The following is a 19,013-nucleotide window of genomic DNA, read 5'->3' as shown; positions in this document are numbered from 1 at the left end:
GGAGCGAGTATGCCGACCAGCACGGACATCGTCCCGAGAGGCGCCGACGGCCGTCTCGTCTCAGGCTGACGCTGGTGGAGGATCAGGCGAACGCGGCAGCACAGGCTCTTGCGCCGGTAAGCGCCTGATCCCGCGTCCTCGCCTGACCCGGCGGAGTCAGACGGCGAGCTCAATCTCGCCCGTCGCGATGTCCACGCGCACGACGCGCAGCCGCACCACGTCCCCGGGCCTGGCGAGACCCACCGCCGCGGTCGTCGTGACCGCGGGCTCCGCGATCTGGACGGCGGCCCGCTCGCCCCGGAGCTCGATGACCGTCGCCTCGACCGTCTGCCCGACCAGAGGCGTGAGCAGCGCGGCCTCGACGCGGTTCACGGTGTCCGCGTCCAGCTGCGACGCCCGTCGGCCCGAGTCCTGCATGAGCGCGGGGAGGTCGCCGAGGGAGGAGCGCACCCACTCCGGCACCGGCTGTCCCGTCGACACGGCGAGGCAGATGGTGAGGACCCAGCGGTCGACGAGCCGGCGGAGGGGAGCGGTCGCATGTGCGTACGGGGCGCCGATCGCGGCCTGCACGGCGTCGGCGGGCGGCTCCCCGTCGAACACGAGGTACCCCGCACCGCGGAACAGCGAGGCGGCGGCTTCCAGCACCGGGAGGGTCATCGGGTCGGAGCGGTCGAGGCCGCGGAGGTACTCGCCGTACGTGCCGTCGGTCCACGGGCGCCCGAGCGCCTCCGTCTGGTGACGGAAGGCCGCGAAAGCCGCCTCGTCCGGCTCCGGCATCGTGCGGAGGATGCCCACGCCTGCGTCGATCATGAGCGTCGCGGCCGCGATCCCGGTCATGAGCGACAGCTGCGCGTTCCACTCCTCCACGGGCAGGGGGCTGCGGCGCTCGATCGCATAGGTGCCGTCCTCGGTGCGCACGACCTCCTCGTCCGGGACGTTGAGGCTGGCTCCACCGCGCCCACGCTCCTGCTCGAGGCGGAGGGCACCGATCTCCGGCAGCAGGGCCGCGTGGCCGCCGTCGCCCCGGTCCAGCGCCTCCTGGGTGGACGCGTAGTCGAGCTGCGCACGGGACCGGATGAGGGCGCGCTCCAGCCGGAAGTCGGTCACGGTGCCCGCGGCATCCAGCGCGAACGTCCACACGAGTGCGGGACGGTCGACATCGGGGAGCAGGGAGACGCGGTCCTCGCTCAGCACCGGCGGATGCAGCGGGATCGTGCCGTCCGCGGCGTACAGGGTCTGTCCCCGTCGGCGGGCCTCCGCGTCCACGGCACCACCGGGGGTGACGAAACCCGGCACGTCCGCGATGGCGTACCGCACCCGATAGCCGTCGCCGTCGCGTTCGAGGTGGAAGGCCTGGTCGAGGTCACGGGCGCCCGCCGGGTCGAGGGTCGCGAACGGGATGTCCGTGAGGTCGAGCTCCGGGGTCGTGGCCGAGGCCGCTTCCGCCTCGGCGAGCACGTCGGCGGGAAACACGGTCGGCGTGTCCAGGGCCTCCCGCAGCGCGGAGAGCGCCGCGGCGAGCTCGGTCTGAGCGGCGGAGGGGGAGACATGCGAGCGGCGCTGGGGCATGCCGCCAGCCTAGGTCGAGCACCGGGACGATCCGCCGCAGCCGGCCCGCGTGCCCGCATCGGCCGCTAGCGTGGGGACATGACCACTGCTGCCAAGGCCCAGACCCTCGTCGAACTCTATGACGCCCCGGAGATCCTCCGTGTGGTGAACGTGTGGGATGTCGTCTCCGCACGCGCCGTCGCCACGCTGCCGGAGACGAAGGCGATCGCCACCGCCGGTCACGGCATCGCCGCGTCGTTCGGCTACGACGACGGGGACACCCCGCGCGACGTCATGATCGACATGGTCGGACGGATCGCGGCGGCCGTGTCCGTTCCCGTCACCGCCGACCTGGACGACGGGTACGGCGACGCGGGGGAGACCACCCGCCTCGCGATCGCGGCCGGCGTCGTCGGCGCGAACGTCGAGGACCGCCTCAAGCCGCTCGACGAATCGGTCGCCGTCGTCGAGGCCATCGTGAAGGCCGCGGAGGCCGAGGGCGTGCCGTTCGCCCTCAACGCCCGGACCGACGCGTTCGTGCGCGCCGGATCGCGCCCCGTGGAGCAGAGCATCGCGGATGCCATCCAGCGCGGTCGCGCCTTCCTCGACGCGGGCGCCACCGCGGTCTTCGTCCCCGGCATCCTCGACGCGAACGTCACGCGTCAGCTCGTCGAGGGGATCGGTGAGCGCAAGGTCAGCGTGATCGGCATCCCCGGCGCGCTCGCCGCCTCCGAGTACGAGAAGCTCGGCGTGGCCCGCATCTCCTACGGTCCGCTGCCGCAGCGCGTGGCGCTCACGGCTCTGCAGGAGCTCGCGGAGAGCCTCTACGGCGGCGGTGTCGTGCCGCAGGGACTCCCGGCCCTCAACTGAGCGACGAGGCGGGTGACCGCGGCTCACTACACTTGAGCCGTGGTCACTCGTCTTTCGAACTTCTTCCTCCGTACGCTCCGCGAAGATCCTGCCGGTGCCGAGGTCGCCAGTCACAAGCTGCTGATCCGCGCCGGGTACATCCGACCGCAGGCGGCAGGCATCTTCGCGTGGCTGCCGCTCGGCCTGCGCGTCAAGGCGAAGATCGAGACCGTCATCCGCGAGGAGATGGCCGCCGCGGGTGCGCAGGAGGTGCACTTCCCCGCGCTGATGCCGCGCGAGGCGTACGAGGCCACTGGGCGCTGGGACGAGTACGGCGATCTGCTGTTCCGCCTCCAGGACCGCAAGGGCGGGGACTACCTGCTGGCGCCGACGCACGAGGAGGCGTTCACGCTGCTCGTGAAGGATCTGTACTCGTCGTACAAGGACCTGCCGCTGACGATCTTCCAGATCCAGGACAAGTACCGCGACGAGGCCCGGCCGCGCGCTGGTCTCCTCCGCGGCCGCGAGTTCACCATGAAGGACGCCTATTCGTTCGACGCCTCCGACGAGGGGCTGGACGCGAGCTACCAGGCACAGCGGGACGCGTACGAGCGCATCTTCCGGCGGCTGGGCCTCGAGTACGCCATCGTGCAGGCCGACGCCGGGGCCATGGGTGGCTCGCGGAGCGAGGAGTTCCTGCACCCGACCCCCGTGGGCGAGGACACGTTCGTCCGCAGTGCCGGCGGCTACGCGGCCAACGTCGAGGCCTTCAGCACCCCGGTACCCGCGCCGGTCCCGTTCGACGCCGACGGCGCCCCCGTGGTCTTCGACTCTCCGGACACGCCGACCATCGAGACGCTCGTGGCGCACTGCAACCGCGAGCTCGACGGCGAGTACACCGCCGCCGACACGCTCAAGAACGTGGTCCTCGCCTTGAAGCACCTCGACGGCACCCGTGAGCTCGTGATCGTCGGCATCCCCGGCGACCGCGAGGTGGACGAGAAGCGCGCCGAGGTGGCCTTCGCGCCGGCCGAGGTGGAGACCGCCACCGCCGAGGACTTCGAGAACAACCCCCTCCTGGTGAAGGGCTACATCGGTCCGTGGTCGCCCACGGGCGCCGTGCTGGGCGAGGAGTCCGCGACCGGCATCCGCTACCTCGTCGACCCCCGCGTGAGCGAGGGCACGAGCTGGATCACCGGCGCGAACATCGACCAGAAGCACGCGCACTCCGTCGTCGCCGGACGCGACTTCGAGGCGGACGGCATCGTGGAGATCGCGAACGTGCGCGCCGGCGACCCGGCGCCCGACGGCTCCGGTCCGGTAGAGCTCGCCCGCGGCATGGAGATCGGTCACGTCTTCCAGCTCGGACGGAAGTACGCGGAGGCGCTCGGCCTCAAGGTCCTCAACGAGAACGGCAAGCTCGTCACGGTCACGATGGGGTCGTACGGCATCGGCGTCACGCGGATCCTGGCGATCATCGCCGAGCTCAACAACGACGACAAGGGCCTCATCTGGCCGGCCTCGGTCGCCCCGTTCGACGTGCAGGTCGTCGCCGCCGGGCGCGACCAGGTCGCCTTCGACGTCGCGGAGGACCTCTCCGCGCAGCTCGAAGCCGCAGGCCTCGACGTGCTCTACGACGACCGTCCGAAGGTCTCTCCCGGGGTCAAGTTCGGTGATGCGGAGCTCGTCGGCGTCCCGAAGATCGTGATCGTCGGCCGGGGCGCCGCCGACGGCCAGGTGGAGTTCTGGGACCGTCGCACGGGCGAGCGCGAGGCGGTCTCGGTCGCCGAGGCCGTGGAGCGGCTCTCCGCCACGCGCTGACCCGGCGCTCTCGGTCGCTCAGCAGGTGACGCGGCCGTGGTTCATGATGTCGTCGTCCGGGGTGTCTCGGGTCACCAGCGCCTTGAGCGCCCCGGCGGCCATCGCCACCTTGCCCTTCGCCGGTTCCCAGAACTCGACGACGACCGGGGTGACCGCGAGCAGGGCGATGCCGGGCGTGTCCAGCCCGTCCTCGAACCAGATGTCGAGGGAGGGGGAGTAGAGCTCCTCCATCTTCGCGCGGTCGTGGACGACCTCTGCGGTGCCGGCGACGGACACGTAGCGCATGCCCTTCGCGTCGCAGTAGGCCAGCCCGACATCATGGTGACGGCGCGCCTCCTCGACCTTCTCCGTGTCTTCCGCCGTGAAGAACCAGATGGCGCCGGCGTCGTCCATCTGCCTGGTCGACATCGGCCGGCTGACGAGGTTCCCGTCCGGGTCGGTGGTGGTGAGCATGGTGAAGTCGATGTCCTCCACGAGCTCCTTGATGCGGGCGAGGGCCTCGGGTCCGGTGATCTCTGTCATGTCGCCATCGTGGCGCCACCGCCGACCGAGCGCACGGGCGTTGACACCGTGTCCCGCCCGTGCTGCGGAGCGCGGGGGTGCGGGTCCTCGGCGTTGCGTCCCGTCGGCGGGAAGCCGCGTGGGACGCTGGGGGCATGACCGAGGAACCGCTGCCGGCCGCTCTGAGCGACGAGATCAACCATGTGCTGGACGAAGCGGGGGTGTCCTCGGACCGCCGGCTCGTGATGCGGATGCTCCGCACGGCGCTGCTCCTCGGTGAGGACGACACCGACCGCCTCGACCTCAAGATCGCCTCCGCCGCCCTGGCCGAGATGCGCGACGCGTTCCGCCTCTTCGCCCCGTTCCGCGGCGTGCCGAAGGTGACGGTGTTCGGCTCCGCGCGCACCCTCCACGACGACCCGCTGTACCTGCAGGCGCGCGATGTCGCGGCGGCGCTCGCGAACGACGGCTGGATGGTCGTCACGGGCGCGGGCCCCGGGATCATGCAGGCCGCCGCCGAGGGGGCGGGGCCGGCGCTGTCTCTCGGCGTCTCCATCCGGCTCCCCTTCGAGGAGAAGGCGAACAGTCTCGTCGCGGGAAGCGATCAGGTCGTCGCGATGAAGTACTTCTTCACGCGCAAGCTCATGCTCATCAAGGAGTCGAGCGGATTCATCTGCCTGCCCGGGGGCTTCGGCACACTCGACGAGATGTTCGAGCTGCTCACCCTGCAGCAGACCGGGAAGGCCGAGCCGACGCCGATCGTGCTGCTCGACGAGAAGGGCGGATCGTTCTGGCAGGGCATGCGGCGCTTCGTCGACGAGCACCTCGCCCCGATGGGGGTGATCTCCCCGGGGGACTTCGATCGCGTCGTCATCACCGACTCGGTCGAGGAGGCCCGCGCCGAGATCACCGGGTTCTGGCGCAACTACGACTCGCTGCGGTGGGTCGGGGACACGCTCGTGCTGCGGCTCAAGGCCGAGCCGACGGACGCCGAGATCGAGGAGCTCAACACCGCCTTCGCCGCACTCCTGTCGACCGGGCGGATCGAGCGCACGGCTCCCCGGTCCCCGGAGGTCGCCGACGACGACCGCCTCGACCTCCCGCGCCTCGCCCTGCACCTGGATCAGCGTCAGGTGGGCAACCTCTTCCGTCTGATCGGCGCGCTCAACGCCCTCCCGTCCGCGCCGAAGGCCTGACCAGGCGCGGGACTGTCCGCCGGGACAGGCCGCCGCGCGGAGGCAGGCCGGTTCCGGCAAGGGCGCCTGCTGCCTCGCGACGGCCTGTGCCGGCGGAGGCCGGATGGCCCGGGCGCGCGGCACACGGTATCGTTGTACGGATGTCGCGCGTGCATTCGGGCGCGACGAGAGCTGAATAGGGAGGCCGTCATGGACATCGAACTGAGTCTGCTGCGAGGGATCGAGAAGGAGAAGGCGATCCCGTTCGACGAGCTCGTCTCGATCATCGAGCAGGCGATCCTGACCGCGTACTCCAAGCACGTCTCGCCCGACGGCGCGACGCCGGAGGGCGTCCGCGTGCACCTCGACCGCAAGACCGGCCACGTCGCCGTCCTCCAGGTCGTCCGCGACGACGAGGGTGCGATCATCGGCGAGGAGGAGGCGACGCCGGACGACTTCGGGCGCATCGCCGCATTCGCCGCCAAGCAGGTCATCAGCCAGCGCCTCCGGGACATCGCGGACGACGCCGTCCTCGGCGAGTTCAAGGGCAAGGAGGGCGACATCGTCGCCGGCGTGATCCAGCAGGGGCCGAACCCGCGCATGATCCGCGTCGACCTCGGCTCCGTCGAGGCGATCCTCCCGCCCGAGGAGCAGGTACCCGGCGAGGAGTACACGCACGGGTCCCGGCTGCGCGTCTACGTCACCAGCGTCGCCAAGGGGCTCAAGGGTCCGCAGATCACCGTCTCGCGCACGCACCCGGGCCTGGTCCGCAAGCTGTTCGCGCTCGAGGTGCCCGAGATCGCGGCCGGCCTGGTCGAGATCGTCGCGCTGGCCCGCGAGGCCGGGCACCGCACCAAGATCGCGGTGAAGGCGAACGACCCGGCCATCAACGCCAAGGGCGCGTGCATCGGCGAGATGGGGCGCCGTGTGCGGGCCGTCACGGAGGAGCTGGCGGGGGAGAAGATCGACATCGTCGACTACGACGCCGACCTGCCCACGTTCGTGGCGCACGCGCTGTCGCCGGCGAAGGTCACGAGCTCGTTCGTCCTCGACGCGAGCACCAAGGCCGTCCGCGCCCTCGTGCCGGACTACCAGCTGTCGCTCGCCATCGGCAAGGAGGGTCAGAACGCGCGTCTGGCCGCCAAGCTCACCGGCGCCAAGATCGACATCCAGCCGGACAGCGTCCTCGACTGATCCCTGTCCGTCCTCGACGCCACGCCCGGTGGCGGCGAGGACGGACGGAACGCAGGTGTAAGATGGAACCCGTACGAACGTGCGTCGGTTGCCGCACGCGTGCTCCCCGCTCCACTCTGCTCAGGGTGGTTGCCCAGAACGACACCCTCATCCCCGATGAGCGTGCTGTCCTGCCGGGGCGTGGCGCGTGGGTGCATCCGACACCCGAGTGCATGGAAGCCGCTCTGCGGCGTCGAGCTTTCGGAAGAGCACTGCGTGTGACCACTCAGCTGGACACACGGATCTTCGAACAGCACCCACCAAGAAACAAAGGCTGAACAGCTATGGAAACAAAGTGAACGGCTCGAAATGAGACCCGTCCGCGACTAGTGGTCTGCCCTGTCTGGGCAGACCGACCCAGACAGGAGAATTGTGGCTGGTAAACCACGCGTACATGAGATCGCCGCCGAACTCGGCGTCGACAGCAAGGTCGCACTTGCGAAGCTCAAGGAACTCGGCGAGTTCGTGAAGAGCCCGTCCTCGACGGTCGAGCCCCCGGTGGCGCGCAAGCTGCGCGCCGCGATCGAGGCCGACCCGTCCCTGAAGGCGGCCTCCGAGCCCGCTGCGGCGAAGCCCGCCGCGAAGCCGGCACCGAAGTCCTCGGCGCCCACCCCCGGTCCGAAGCCCGGCCCCAAGCCGGGTCCTGCAGCTCCGGCCGCACCCGCTCCGAGCCCGGCGCCCGCCCCCGCGGCGGAGAAGGCTCCGGCGCCGTCGGCGCCCGCGAAGCCGTCGGCTCCGGCTCCGGCCGCACCGTCCTCCGGTGACGGCAACGCCCCGAAGCCCGGCGCGCCCCGCCCCGGCAACAACCCGTTCTCGTCCGCACAGGGCATGGGCCAGCGTCCCGCGGGTCCCCGTCCCGGCAACAACCCCTTCGCCTCGGCGCAGGGGATGGGCCAGCGCCCGACCCCCGGCAACATCCCGCGTCCGCAGGCGCCCCGTCCCGGTGCTCCGCGCCCGGGTGCCCCGCGTCCCGGCTCGCCGCGACCCGGCGCACCTCGTGGTGGTCAGGGCGGTCGTCCCGGTGCTCCGTTCCAGCAGCGTACGGGCGGCCCCGGTCGTCCCGGCGGCGGTGGCGGTCCCGGTGCGGGTCCCCGTCCCGGCGGCGGTTTCGCCGGTCGTCCCGGTGGTGGCGGTCGTGGCCGTGGTCCCGGCGGCGGTACGGCCGGTGCCTTCGGCAAGGGCGGCGGCAAGAGCAAGCAGCGCAAGTCGCGGCGGGCGAAGCGGCAAGAGTTCGAGATGCGGAGCGCCCCGGTCGTCGGTGGCGTCAACGTCACCCGTGGCAACGGCGAGACGATCCGCATGCGTCGCGGTGCCTCCATCGCGGACTTCGCCGACAAGATCGAGGCCCTGACCGGCTACACCGTGCAGCCGGGCACCCTCGTCACGATCCTCTTCAACCTCGGCGAGATGGCCACGGCCACCGAGTCGCTGGATGAGGCCACGTTCGAGGTCCTCGGTGAGGAGCTGGGATACAAGGTCCAGATGGTCTCGCCCGAGGACGAGGACAAGGAGCTCCTCGAGGGCTTCGGTCTCGACCTCGAGAAGGAGCTGGAGGAGGAGAGCGAGGACGACCTCGAGATCCGTCCCCCGGTCGTCACCGTCATGGGTCACGTCGACCACGGTAAGACGCGCCTCCTCGACGCGATCCGCCAGACCAACGTCATCGAGGGTGAGGCCGGCGGCATCACCCAGCACATCGGTGCCTACCAGGTCTGGACCGAGCACGAGGGCATCGAGCGGGCGATCACGTTCATCGACACCCCCGGTCACGAGGCGTTCACCGCCATGCGTGCCCGTGGTGCGCAGGTCACCGACCTCGCGATCCTCGTGGTCGCGGCCGACGACGGCATCATGCCGCAGACGGTCGAGGCGCTGAACCACGCCCAGGCAGCCAACGTGCCGATCGTGGTCGCGGTGAACAAGGTCGACAAGCCCGAGGCCAACCCGGCCAAGGTGCGTCAGCAGCTCACCGAGTACGGTCTGGTGGCCGAGGAGTACGGCGGCGACGTCATGTTCGTCGACGTCTCGGCCCGTGCCAACACCGGCATCCAGGAGCTCCTGGACGCGGTGCTGCTCACGGCGGACGCCGGTCTCGACCTGACCGCCAACCCGAACAAGGCCGCTCGCGGTGTCGCCATCGAGGCGAAGCTCGACAAGGGCCGCGGTTCGGTCGCGACGGTGCTGATCCAGTCCGGAACCCTCCGGGTCGGCGACGCGATCGTGGCGGGCACCGCTTACGGCCGTGTCCGCGCGATGATCGACGAGAACGGCGAGATCGTCGAGGCGGCCGCGCCGTCCCGTCCGGTCCAGGTGCAGGGTCTGAACTCCGTGCCCCGCGCCGGCGACGTCTTCATCGTCACCGAGGAAGACCGCATGGCGCGTCAGATCGCGGAGAAGCGCGAAGCCGTCGAGCGCAACGCGCAGCTGGCCAAGGCTCGCAAGCGCATCTCGCTCGAGGACTTCACCCGTGCTCTCGAAGAGGGCAAGGTCGAGTCGCTCAACCTCATCATCAAGGGTGACGTCTCCGGTGCCGTCGAGGCGCTGGAGGAGTCGCTCCTCAAGATCGAGGTCGACGACTCGGTGCAGCTGCGCATCATCCACCGCGGTGTCGGTGCGATCACCGAGTCCGACGTGAACCTGGCGACGATCGACAACGCGATCATCGTGGGCTTCAACGTCCGCCCCGACACGAAGGCGCGCGAGCGTGCTCAGCGTGAGGGCGTGGACATCCGTTTCTACTCCGTCATCTACAACGCGATCGACGAGATCGAGAGCTCGCTCAAGGGCATGCTCAAGCCGGAGTACGAAGAGGTCCAGTCGGGTGTCGCCGAGATCCGCGAGGTGTTCCGCTCCTCGAAGTTCGGCAACATCGCCGGTGTCATCGTGCGGTCCGGGACGATCACGCGCAACGCGAAGGCCCGCGTCATCCGCGACGGCGTCGTCATCGCCGATGGCCTCGCCATCGAGTCGCTGCGCCGGTTCAAGGACGACGTCACCGAGGTGCGGACGGACTACGAGGCCGGTATCGGCCTCGGCAAGTACAACGACATCCAGGTCGGCGACGAGATCGAGACGACCGAGATGGTGGAGAAGCCGCGCGGCTGATCCGCACGACTGCGGCGGCTGCCTCCTCCTCCCGTGACGGGGGAGGAGGCAGCCGCCTCCGCGGTTCGCTGGGAACCGCGACGCACAGAGGTGGGAGAAGGAACAATGGCTGGTGAACGACAGGCCCGACTCGCGGATCGCATCCGCGTGATCCTCGCCGAGCGCTTGGAGAAGGGGCTGCGCGACCCGCGTCTCGGCTTCGTGACCATCACCGACGTCCGCGTGAGCGGCGATCTGCAGCACGCGTCCGTGTTCTACACGGTGCTCGGCACGGAAGAGGAGCGCCTCGCCAGCGGTGCCGCGCTCACGTCCGCGACCGGAATGCTGCGCAGCGAGGTCGGTCGACAGCTCAGCACTCGACTCGTCCCCACGCTCGAATTCATCCCGGACGCGCTCCCGGAGAACGCCGACCACATCACCGCTCTGCTGCGCGAGGCGCAGGAGCGCGACGCGGAGGTGGCCAAGCTGGCCTCGTCCGCGACCCACGCCGGCGAGGCCGACCCCTACCGGTCGGACGACGACGACGAGGACTGATCCCGTCTGATACCCTCAGGTCCGCGGCGGGACAACCGGTGGATCTGGGGGGATCGACATTCAGGCGACGAGCACGCCCGCGGGCCTCTTCGTCGCGCCTGTCGTCGTGGAGCCGCTGCTGGATGAGCTTCGACGGCGGGATCTGTGTTGCGCGCCGCACGTGGCGGCGCAGCTGGCCGCCGCGCTGCCTGACGATGCCGAGGCCGTGCTCGCCGTCGCGGCGCGCCTCACACCGGAGCAGCGCCGCGGATTGAGTCGGATGCCGTGGCCGCTGCCGTCCGCGGCGGTCCATGCCGGCATCCGCGGGCTGGCGAGCGCCGACCGACTGCTCCTGCTCACGGTGGTGCTGGCACTCGAGGAGGAGCTGGATCCGATCCTCGCGGCCGACGGACGCCGCGTGGAGGAGATACGGGCCAGCGCCGCCGCGCCGCATCTGACGATCCACGCGGGCTCGATCCGGCTCACCGACCCGCGCGTGGCCGCGGAGGTGTACGCGGCCGCGTCGGCGGCGGAGGTCGCGCGCGTGCACACCCGGCTGGCTGACGCCGCGGTCGCACGCGGAGACCGGAGTGGCGAGGCGTGGCATCGCGCGCGATCGTGCGCCGCGCGGGATCGTCGGGCCGCAGCGGTCCTGACAGCGCGGGCCCGTGTCGCGGCCGACGCGGGGCTCACCGAGCGCGCGCTGCTCCTGGCCGGTGAGGCCGCCGCGCACGCGACCGGCGCCGTCGGCGAGGAGGCCAGGGTGCTCGCCGGCTGCGCGGCGCTCGCCTGCGGCTACGCCGCGGATGCCGAGGCGTGGCTGAGCGGTCTCTTCCCGGGCGCGGCGGAGCATCGACGGGCACGGGCGCTCGGCCCCTACCTCGCCGCCCGCGCCCTTCGGCACGGCCTCGTTCCCGCCGTCGATCCGCGGCGGCTCGCCCCCGGCTCCGCGGCCGACGCCACGGCATGGGCGCGATCCGCGGGGCTCGTCGCGATCCTGTGCGCGGAACGTCGCGACCGCGGGGCCGAGTGGCGCTGGCTCGCCCAGGTCCGCGGAGCCTCCCACGCGGGGACGGACCGTCCGCTGCGCGATGCCGTGGTGGGGGTGTGCGCTCTCCTCGCCGGCGACGTCATGCCGGCGAGCGGGACCGCGGGCCTCGGCGGGCTCGGCGGCGTAGCGGCGGCGCTGCAGATGGCATGCGCGGGCGACATCGACGAGGGCCTGCGGCTGCTGCGCACGGGAGGACTTCCCGGAGCGGAGCGCGATCCGGTGTTCCCCGGCTTCGAGAGCAGCCCGGTGGTGCGGGCCTACCGCGCTGTCACCGAGGTGCTGCTCCTCGTCTGGCGGGGAGACATCGGTCCGGCCAGGGAACTGCTCCGGCACGCGGCGGTCGAGCTCCCCGTCGCCATCCCGTTCGCCGGTCTCGGTGTCGTCCTGGCGCGGCGGCTCGACCCGGCGGTGCTCGGCGCCCTGGGCCCGATCGCGCGTGCACTCACCGACGTCCTCGCTCCCGCCGCCGGGTCGGACGTGCTGGTCGATCGCGCCGTCGAGGCCTTTCTGGACGGTTCCTTCGAGGTGGCCGTCGGCGCCATGGGGCTGTGGCGGGACCGCGGAGCCCCGCAGCCGGTGTTCGCGGTGCCGGGAGTCGACGAGGTCGTGCTCTGGTCGCCGGGGGGATACCGGCCGGGGACCGTGCGGCCGCCGGAGAGCGAGATCGCCGCGGCGCTGCGGCGGGCGGTCGTCGGTTCCGCCGGCCCCACTTGGCGCACGGACCAGGAGGAGCTGCGGGTGGCGGCGAGCCGGCTTCGGTCTCCGTTCGCCCGCGGGCGGGTCGAGTCCCTCCTCGGGGTCCGATCCGGTCTGCACGGAGACGTGGTCTCGGCACGCGGGCACTTCGCGCAGGCCGAGCGGCTGTTCGAGGTCGCCGGAGCGCGGGCCTGGGAGCGCGCGGTGCGACGACGGCGGGAACGGCTCGAGGCGTCCGGGACCACGGCGGACGGGACGGCGGCCCTGCCCGCCTGCCGGAGCGCCTGGGCTCAGCGACTGACGCCTCGGGAACTCGAGGTGGCGATGCTCGCGGTCGGCGGGACGGCGAACCGCGCGATCGCGGAGCGGCTGTCGGTCTCGGTCCGCACGGTCGAGGTGCACCTCGGACGCGCGTTCGCGAAGCTGCATGTCCGCAGCCGCGTCGAACTGACCGTGCTGGCCCACCGCACCGAACAGCTCCTCTGAGCGCTCACCGTGGCAGGGAGAGGCCCTCCCCGTCGGCTTCCGCGAGCCCGTCGGCGATGAGGGAGTCGATCGCACGGTCCCGCTGACGCACGTCGGGCCAGTCCGGGAGGACGGCGGTGAGCGGGACCGCGGCGGGGGCGGCGGCGCGCAGGAGCCGGAGCACGGCGCCGCGGGCCTGGCGGTCCGAACCCTCGTACGCAGCCTGTCGTCGTCGCTCATCCCCGGTGTCGGGTCGGCCGGCCGCGAGCCACGCACACCCGTCCGCCAGCGGGCAGCGTTCGCATCGGGGCGCACGGGACGTGCAGATCGTCGCGCCGAGCTCCATCGCCGCGGCGTTGAGGACGGCGGCCTCGGCGGGGTCCGCGGGCAGCAGCGCCGCCATGAGCGCGAGGTCGCGGCGGGACGGGGATCCCGGTTGCGCTCGTCCCTCGACCGCCCTGGCGAGCACGCGACGGGTGTTGGTGTCGACGACGGGATGACGGTCGCCGTAGGCGAAGACGGCCACGGCACGGGCGGTGTAGTCGCCGATCCCGGAGAGGGCGAGGAGGGCGTCGACGTCACGCGGCACGACGCCGCCGTGGCGCTCGACCACCTCGACGGCCGCACGGTGCAGCCACAGGGCGCGCCGCGGATAGCCGAGGTTCGCCCATTGCTGCACGACGTCCGCCGGAGACGCGGCCGCCATCGCGCGGGGTGTGGGCCACCGCGTCAGCCACGCGTCGAGGTGCGGGATCACGCGGGTCACGGGCGTCTGCTGCAGCATGAACTCGCTCACCAGCACGCCCCAGGCGCCGAAGGCGGCGTGGAACTCCGGGCGGCGCCACGGCAGATCGCGCGCCTCCTCGGCGTACCAGCCGTGCAGGGGCGTCATCGTCGCAGGAGACGGTGCGGGCGCGGCCATCCCTCCAGCCTAGGCGAGCGGTCGCCGCTCCCGGCCTCGGTAGGCTGGAGGGATGGCGACCCCCGGCATCCTCCTCGTCGACAAGCCCGGCGGGCTGACCAGTCACGATGTGGTCGGCCGCACCCGACGGGCCTTCGGGACCCGCAAGGTCGGTCACGCGGGGACCCTCGACCCGATGGCCACCGGACTGCTCGTCATCGGCATCGAGGGCGCGACCCGCCTCCTCACCTACATCGTGGGCGCGGACAAGACCTACGAGGCGACCATCCGGCTCGGTGCCGTCACCTCCACGGATGACGCCGAGGGCGAGATCCTCCACCGCGCGGATGAGAGCGCCCTCGCGGCGATCGAGGAGGCGGCGATCGATGCCGGAGTGGCCGCGCTGACGGGCGCGATCTCCCAGGTCCCGAGTGCGGTGTCGGCGATCAAAGTCGACGGCCGCCGCGCCTACGACCGCGTCCGTGCGGGGGAGGAGGTCGTCCTCCCGCCGCGAGACGTCGTCGTGTCCCGATTCGACGTCGTCGCGCGTCGCCGCGACGACCACGCGATCGACCTCGATGTCGTCGTGGACTGCTCGTCCGGAACCTACATCCGCTCGCTGGCCCGCGATTTGGGTGCCGCCCTCGGTGTCGGCGGCCACCTGACCGCCCTCCGCCGCACCCGTGTCGGCCCGTTCGACGTGCGTGACGCCGTGACGATCGACGCCCTCGAGGGCGCTCCCGTGCTCACCCCCGCCGCCGCCGCCGGCCGCGTGCTCTCCGTCCTCCCCGTCACGGCGGACGAGGCGCGGGACCTGCGACACGGCAAGCGCCTCGCCGGGCAGGCGGTGCGGCTGGACGGCCCGCTCGCGGCCGCCATCGAAGACGACGGCACGCTCGTGGGGATCGTCGAGAAGCGCGGTGCCGATGTGAAGAGCGCCATGAACATGCCGGAGGTCTCCCGATGATCCTGTGGTTCACGATCGTGCAGATCGTCGTCGCCGTCGCCGCCGGCCTCTTCTGCCTCGGCGCGGGGTTCGCCGGCCGTCGCCCCAGCGATTTCTCCGTCGGGGCGCTCGCTCTCGTCGAGGTGCTGCTGATCGTGCAGATCGTCGTCGCCATCGTCGCGCCGCTCGCGGGGAACCCGCCGACCGGGGACCTGCTGGAGCTCTGGGTGTATCTCGTCTCGGCGGCTCTGCTGCCCGTGGGCGCGGTGCTCTGGGCCCTCATGGAACGCAGCCGGTGGAGCACCGTCGTGCTCGGCGTGGCCGCGCTCGCGATCGCGATCATGCTCTGGCGCATGCAGGTCATCTGGACCGTGCAGGTCGCCTGAGGAGCACCCGGAGCGGACGCCGGGCAGCTCGCCCGGCTCTAGGATGGAATGCGCTATGAGCTCCACCGCCCCCTCCACTCGGATGACCGGTATCGGTCGTGTCCTGGTGATCGTCTACGCCGTGATGGCGCTGGCGGCCACCGGGCGCAGCTTCGTGCAGATCGTCCGGCGATTCGACGAGGCCCCGTTGGCCTACAGCCTCTCGGCGCTGGCCGCGGTCGTGTACGTCCTGGCGACGCTCGCGCTCGTCTTCGCGCGTCGTCGCGGCTGGTACACCGTCGCGTGGGTGGCGATCGTCTTCGAACTCACCGGTGTCCTGGTCGTCGGCGTGCTCAGCCTCGTCCTCCCCGAGCTCTTCCAGCACGAGACCGTATGGTCGCTGTTCGGGCGCGGCTACCTCTTCATCCCCCTCGTCCTCCCGATCTTCGGGATCTGGTGGCTGCGCACGCACCGGCCCGTCGAGACCGCGCGTCCGGTCGAGGTCGCCGCGTGATCGTGTTCCGGAATCCGGAGGAGGTGCCGGAGGACTTCGGGCCCAGCGCCGTTGCCATCGGCAAGTTCGACGGCGTGCACGAGGGGCATCGCGCCGTCATCCGTCGCCTGGAGGAGGCTGCCGCGGCCTCGGGGAGCCGTGCCGTCGCGGTCACGTTCGACCGCAACCCCCTCGCCGTGATCCGTCCCGACCGGTGTCCCGAGAACGTCGTGACCGTCGACCGCAAGCTGGAGCTCCTCGGCGAGCTCGGACTCGACGCGACGCTGGTGCTGACGTTCGACGAGACGCTCGCCGCCCGGAGCGCGGAGGACTTCGTCGTCGACATCCTCGTCGGCGCGCTGCACGTGTCCACGGTGCTCGTCGGCGCCGACTTCCGCTTCGGACACCGGGGCGCCGGCACCCCCGAGCTGCTGCGGGAGCTCGGCCCCCGGTACGGGTTCACGGTCGAGGTCGTCGACGACGTCTACCTTCCGGGGTCGAGCCGCCGGGTCTCGTCGAGCTGGATCCGCGAGCTGCTGATGGCGGGGGACGTCGCCGAGGCGGCCCGCGCCCTCGGGCGGTATCCCGACGTGCGCGGCGTCGTCGTCCACGGGCTGAAGCGCGGACGCGAGCTCGGGTTCCCGACCGCCAACCTCTCCACGATCATCGACGCGTTCGTCCCCGCCGACGGCGTCTACGCCGGCTGGCTCGTCGACCACGACACCGGCATCCGGCACCCGTCGGCGATCTCGGTGGGCACGAACCCCACCTTCGACGACGTGCTCGTCCGTCAGGTCGAGGCGCACGTGCTGGGGGAGACCGGGCTCGATCTCTACGGTCACGACGTGACGGTGGAGTTCGTGCAGCGGCTGCGCGGCATGGTCGCGTTCGAGGGCATCGAGAAGCTGATGACCCAGATGGCCGCCGATGTGACGCAGGCCGCGACCATCCTGAACGTGTCCGCGTAACACGACGGCGCCGTGCTCCCGCGGCCAGTGCCAGGGATGACATAGAATAGAGTCAGGCTCCCACCGGTCCCGCACGTATCGCGTGCTCCGGCGGGAACACCGATCCACAGTCCGCACGGTCCTGGCTCACGCCACACGCGGACGACGAGAACGGCTCACGGCTCCCTGAGGGCGCCGGAGCCCTTCAGGCTCAGGAGGAGCATGCCGACCACGGCAACCGCCGCCCCGCGGCGTAAGAAGACGTCCCGTCGCGATGACGAGGCACCCCTCATCCCGATCCTCGCGCGCAAGGTGCGCGAGATCGAGGCGAAGTCCCAGCGGGGGAAGCTGGGTCCCACGAACCGCACGAAGTTCCAGGTGATCGCCTTCCTGGTGCGCGAGGAGCGCGCCAGGGTGAAGGCCGACACGGAGATCACCGACGCGGCCCGCGCCGAGCTGCTCAAGCGGCTCGACGGTGTCGCGACGATCCTCGCGAAGACGGCCGCGCGGGACACCTCGCTCATCCAGCTGCTCGAGGCCGACCAGGCCACCTCGCCGGTCGCCAAGCGGATGCGCCGCGACTGGCTGCTCGAGTCGGGGGCCGAGCTCCCGCCGGAGGAGCTCATCATCGCCGACCCCGCGCCCGTGCAGGTGTCGGTGGTCCCCGCGGCCATCGCCGAGCGTCAGGTCACCCCGCCCTCGGTGGAGGCCCGTCAGCTGGCCAACCCGTTCCTCGCGCCCGACCTGACCCCGCGTCCGGCCAGCACGCCCCGCCGCCGCCTCGACGGCTGGGAGCTCATGGGGCCGCTGTACAAGGCCTTCGAGACCGGCGCGGGCGGTGCGGCGGCGTCGATGGAGCTTCCGCCGGCCCCGGAGTTCGATCACATCTCGCCCAAGGGCCGCGAGATCATGGTGCACCAGTCCCGTTTCCTCGAGGCTGTGCGCGCCGGACACCGCAGCTTCCTGCTCGCCGACGAGCCGGGCCTCGGCAAGACGGCGCAGTCGGTGCTCGCGGCCTCCGTCGCCGGCGCCTATCCGCTGCTCGTCGTGGTGCCCAACGTCGTGAAGATGAACTGGGCGCGCGAGGTCGAGCGGTGGACGCCGCAGCGTCGTGCCACGGTCATCCAGGGCGACGGCGACGACATCGACGCCTTCGCCGACGTGTTCATCGTCAACTACGAGATCCTCGACCGTCACATGTCCTGGCTCGCGTCGATCGGCCTGCGCGGCATGGTCGTCGACGAGGCGCACTTCATCAAGAACCTCTCCTCGCAGCGTTCGCAGAACGTGCTCTCGCTCGCGGCGCAGGTGCGCGAGCGCACGCCGGGGCACGATCCGCTCATGCTCGCCCTCACCGGCACTCCGCTCATCAACGACGTCGAGGACTTCGACGCCATCTGGCGTTTCCTCGGCTGGACGAACGGCGAGAAGCCCGGACCGGAGCTCATGGAGAAGCTCGACGCGACGGGGCTCACGCCCGCGGACAAGGCCTTCTACCCGGAGGCCCGCGACGCGGTGATCTCGATGGGCATCGTGCGGCGCAAGAAGAAGGACGTCGCCGCCGACCTGCCCGACAAGCTGGTCGCCGATCTGCCGGTGCAGCTCGACGACGAGTTCGGTCGCAGCATCCGCCAGGCCGAGCGCGAGCTGGGGGAGCGCCTGGCCGCCCGCTACCGCCGCATCATCGAGGCACGCGGCGACCGCGGTCTCGCGCCCGGAGAGATCGACGACGACATCGTCCGGCTCGTGGCGCAGAACGAGCTCGAGGAGTCGAAGGCCGCCGGCACCGGGGGAGACAACGTCTTCACCATGGTGCGCCGCATCGGTCAGGCGAAGGCCCTCCTCGCCGCCGACTACGCCGCACAGCTGCAGCGGTCGGTCGGCAAGGTCGTGTTCTTCGCGAAGCACATCGACGTCATGGATCAGGCGGAGGCGCACTTCGCCTCCGCGGGCATCCGCGCGGTGTCCATCCGCGGCGACCAGACGAACACGGCACGGCAGCAGGCCATCGACGACTTCAACGGCGACCCCGAGGTCGGCATCGCGGTGTGCTCGCTCACGGCGGCCGGCGTCGGACTCAACCTGCAGGCGGCCTCGAACGTCGTCCTCGCGGAGCTGTCGTGGACCGCTGCCGAGCAGACGCAGGCCATCGACCGCGTCCACCGCATCGGCCAGGACGAGCCGGTCACCGCCTGGCGGATCATCGCCGCGCACACGATCGACACGAAGATCGCCGAGCTCATCGACCAGAAGCAGGGCCTCGCGGCCCGCGCTCTGGACGGCGAGGCGACGGAGGAGACGGCGAGCGAGTCGGTGCAGCTGGCGGCGCTCACGCACCTTCTGCGCGAGGCTCTGGGCGGGCGCTGAGACGTCGTCAAGAACACAGGTTCTTAACGGCGATTCC

General features: G+C 71.5%; 16 protein-coding genes. 13 read left to right on the top strand and 3 right to left on the bottom strand.

Features of this window, described 5'->3' with window-relative positions; all coding sequences use genetic code 11:
• Nucleotides 1-156 precede the first annotated feature (156 nt).
• A complete protein-coding gene (locus tag BV453_RS15850) occupies nucleotides 157-1,569 on the bottom strand; it encodes an RNB domain-containing ribonuclease (RefSeq protein ID WP_249522023.1) in 1,413 nt (470 codons plus the stop codon).
• Between the two features lie 78 nt (nucleotides 1,570-1,647).
• Between BV453_RS15850 and BV453_RS15845 the strand changes: the two genes are divergently transcribed.
• A complete protein-coding gene (locus BV453_RS15845; protein WP_126894547.1) occupies nucleotides 1,648-2,418 on the top strand; it encodes an isocitrate lyase/phosphoenolpyruvate mutase family protein in 771 nt (256 codons plus the stop codon).
• Between the two features lie 39 nt (nucleotides 2,419-2,457).
• Nucleotides 2,458-4,218: a proline--tRNA ligase gene (locus BV453_RS15840; RefSeq protein ID WP_249522022.1), complete on the top strand. Its 1,761-nt coding sequence runs from the start codon at nucleotides 2,458-2,460 to the stop codon at nucleotides 4,216-4,218.
• Nucleotides 4,219-4,236: 18 nt separating this feature from the next.
• Here the strand turns inward: BV453_RS15840 and BV453_RS15835 are convergent, their stop codons facing one another.
• The gene (locus BV453_RS15835) at nucleotides 4,237-4,740 is read right to left on the bottom strand and encodes a pyridoxamine 5'-phosphate oxidase family protein (RefSeq protein ID WP_126894549.1); all 504 of its coding nucleotides are present in this window, start codon (nucleotides 4,738-4,740) and stop codon (nucleotides 4,237-4,239) included.
• A 134-nt stretch (nucleotides 4,741-4,874) separates the two neighbouring features.
• Between BV453_RS15835 and BV453_RS15830 the strand changes: the two genes are divergently transcribed.
• The 6 genes from BV453_RS15830 to BV453_RS16805 all read left to right on the top strand — a co-directional run bounded on the left by BV453_RS15830 (nucleotide 4,875) and on the right by BV453_RS16805 (nucleotide 12,978).
• A complete protein-coding gene (locus BV453_RS15830) occupies nucleotides 4,875-5,915 on the top strand; it encodes a TIGR00730 family Rossman fold protein (protein ID WP_025103176.1) in 1,041 nt (346 codons plus the stop codon).
• Nucleotides 5,916-6,104: 189 nt separating this feature from the next.
• Entirely contained in the window at nucleotides 6,105-7,088 is a 984-nt protein-coding gene (nusA, locus tag BV453_RS15825; protein ID WP_249522021.1) for a transcription termination factor NusA, read from the top strand.
• Between the two features lie 62 nt (nucleotides 7,089-7,150).
• Nucleotides 7,151-7,405, top strand: coding sequence for a YlxR family protein (locus tag BV453_RS15820; protein ID WP_081811550.1), 255 nt, complete (start codon nucleotides 7,151-7,153; stop codon nucleotides 7,403-7,405).
• Nucleotides 7,406-7,499: 94 nt separating this feature from the next.
• Nucleotides 7,500-10,232 carry a translation initiation factor IF-2 gene (gene infB, locus BV453_RS15815; RefSeq protein WP_062634951.1) on the top strand — a complete coding sequence of 911 codons (2,733 nt, stop codon included), beginning with the start codon at nucleotides 7,500-7,502 and terminating at the stop codon, nucleotides 10,230-10,232.
• Between the two features lie 105 nt (nucleotides 10,233-10,337).
• Nucleotides 10,338-10,766: a 30S ribosome-binding factor RbfA gene (gene rbfA, locus BV453_RS15810; protein ID WP_025103179.1), complete on the top strand. Its 429-nt coding sequence runs from the start codon at nucleotides 10,338-10,340 to the stop codon at nucleotides 10,764-10,766.
• A 160-nt stretch (nucleotides 10,767-10,926) separates the two neighbouring features.
• Entirely contained in the window at nucleotides 10,927-12,978 is a 2,052-nt protein-coding gene (locus tag BV453_RS16805; protein ID WP_249522020.1) for a helix-turn-helix transcriptional regulator, read from the top strand.
• 4 nt (nucleotides 12,979-12,982) lie between these two features.
• Here BV453_RS16805 and BV453_RS15800 read toward each other — a convergent pair whose 3' ends face one another.
• The gene (locus BV453_RS15800) at nucleotides 12,983-13,879 is read right to left on the bottom strand and encodes an A/G-specific adenine glycosylase (RefSeq protein ID WP_374209036.1); all 897 of its coding nucleotides are present in this window, start codon (nucleotides 13,877-13,879) and stop codon (nucleotides 12,983-12,985) included.
• 52 nt (nucleotides 13,880-13,931) lie between these two features.
• Between BV453_RS15800 and truB the strand changes: the two genes are divergently transcribed.
• From truB to BV453_RS15775, 5 genes are all read left to right on the top strand, one after another.
• Entirely contained in the window at nucleotides 13,932-14,825 is an 894-nt protein-coding gene (truB, locus tag BV453_RS15795; protein WP_249522019.1) for a tRNA pseudouridine(55) synthase TruB, read from the top strand.
• The gene (locus BV453_RS15790) at nucleotides 14,822-15,190 is read left to right on the top strand and encodes a hypothetical protein (RefSeq protein ID WP_025103183.1); all 369 of its coding nucleotides are present in this window, start codon (nucleotides 14,822-14,824) and stop codon (nucleotides 15,188-15,190) included. Before truB ends, BV453_RS15790 begins: the two co-directional genes overlap by 4 nt.
• 55 nt (nucleotides 15,191-15,245) lie before the next feature.
• Nucleotides 15,246-15,683 carry a hypothetical protein gene (locus BV453_RS15785; RefSeq protein WP_231729434.1) on the top strand — a complete coding sequence of 146 codons (438 nt, stop codon included), beginning with the start codon at nucleotides 15,246-15,248 and terminating at the stop codon, nucleotides 15,681-15,683.
• Nucleotides 15,680-16,630, top strand: coding sequence for a bifunctional riboflavin kinase/FAD synthetase (locus tag BV453_RS15780; RefSeq protein ID WP_249522018.1), 951 nt, complete (start codon nucleotides 15,680-15,682; stop codon nucleotides 16,628-16,630). Before BV453_RS15785 ends, BV453_RS15780 begins: the two co-directional genes overlap by 4 nt.
• Nucleotides 16,631-16,831: 201 nt before the next feature.
• Nucleotides 16,832-18,976: a DEAD/DEAH box helicase gene (locus tag BV453_RS15775; protein WP_062766558.1), complete on the top strand. Its 2,145-nt coding sequence runs from the start codon at nucleotides 16,832-16,834 to the stop codon at nucleotides 18,974-18,976.
• The last annotated feature ends 37 nt before the right edge of the window (nucleotides 18,977-19,013 follow it).

This window comes from Microbacterium sp. ER1, assembly GCF_023383675.1.
Lineage (GTDB): Bacteria > Actinomycetota > Actinomycetes > Actinomycetales > Microbacteriaceae > Microbacterium.
Note: the sequence above shows the minus strand (reverse complement) of the source record. Positions and strands in the feature narration are given on the sequence as shown.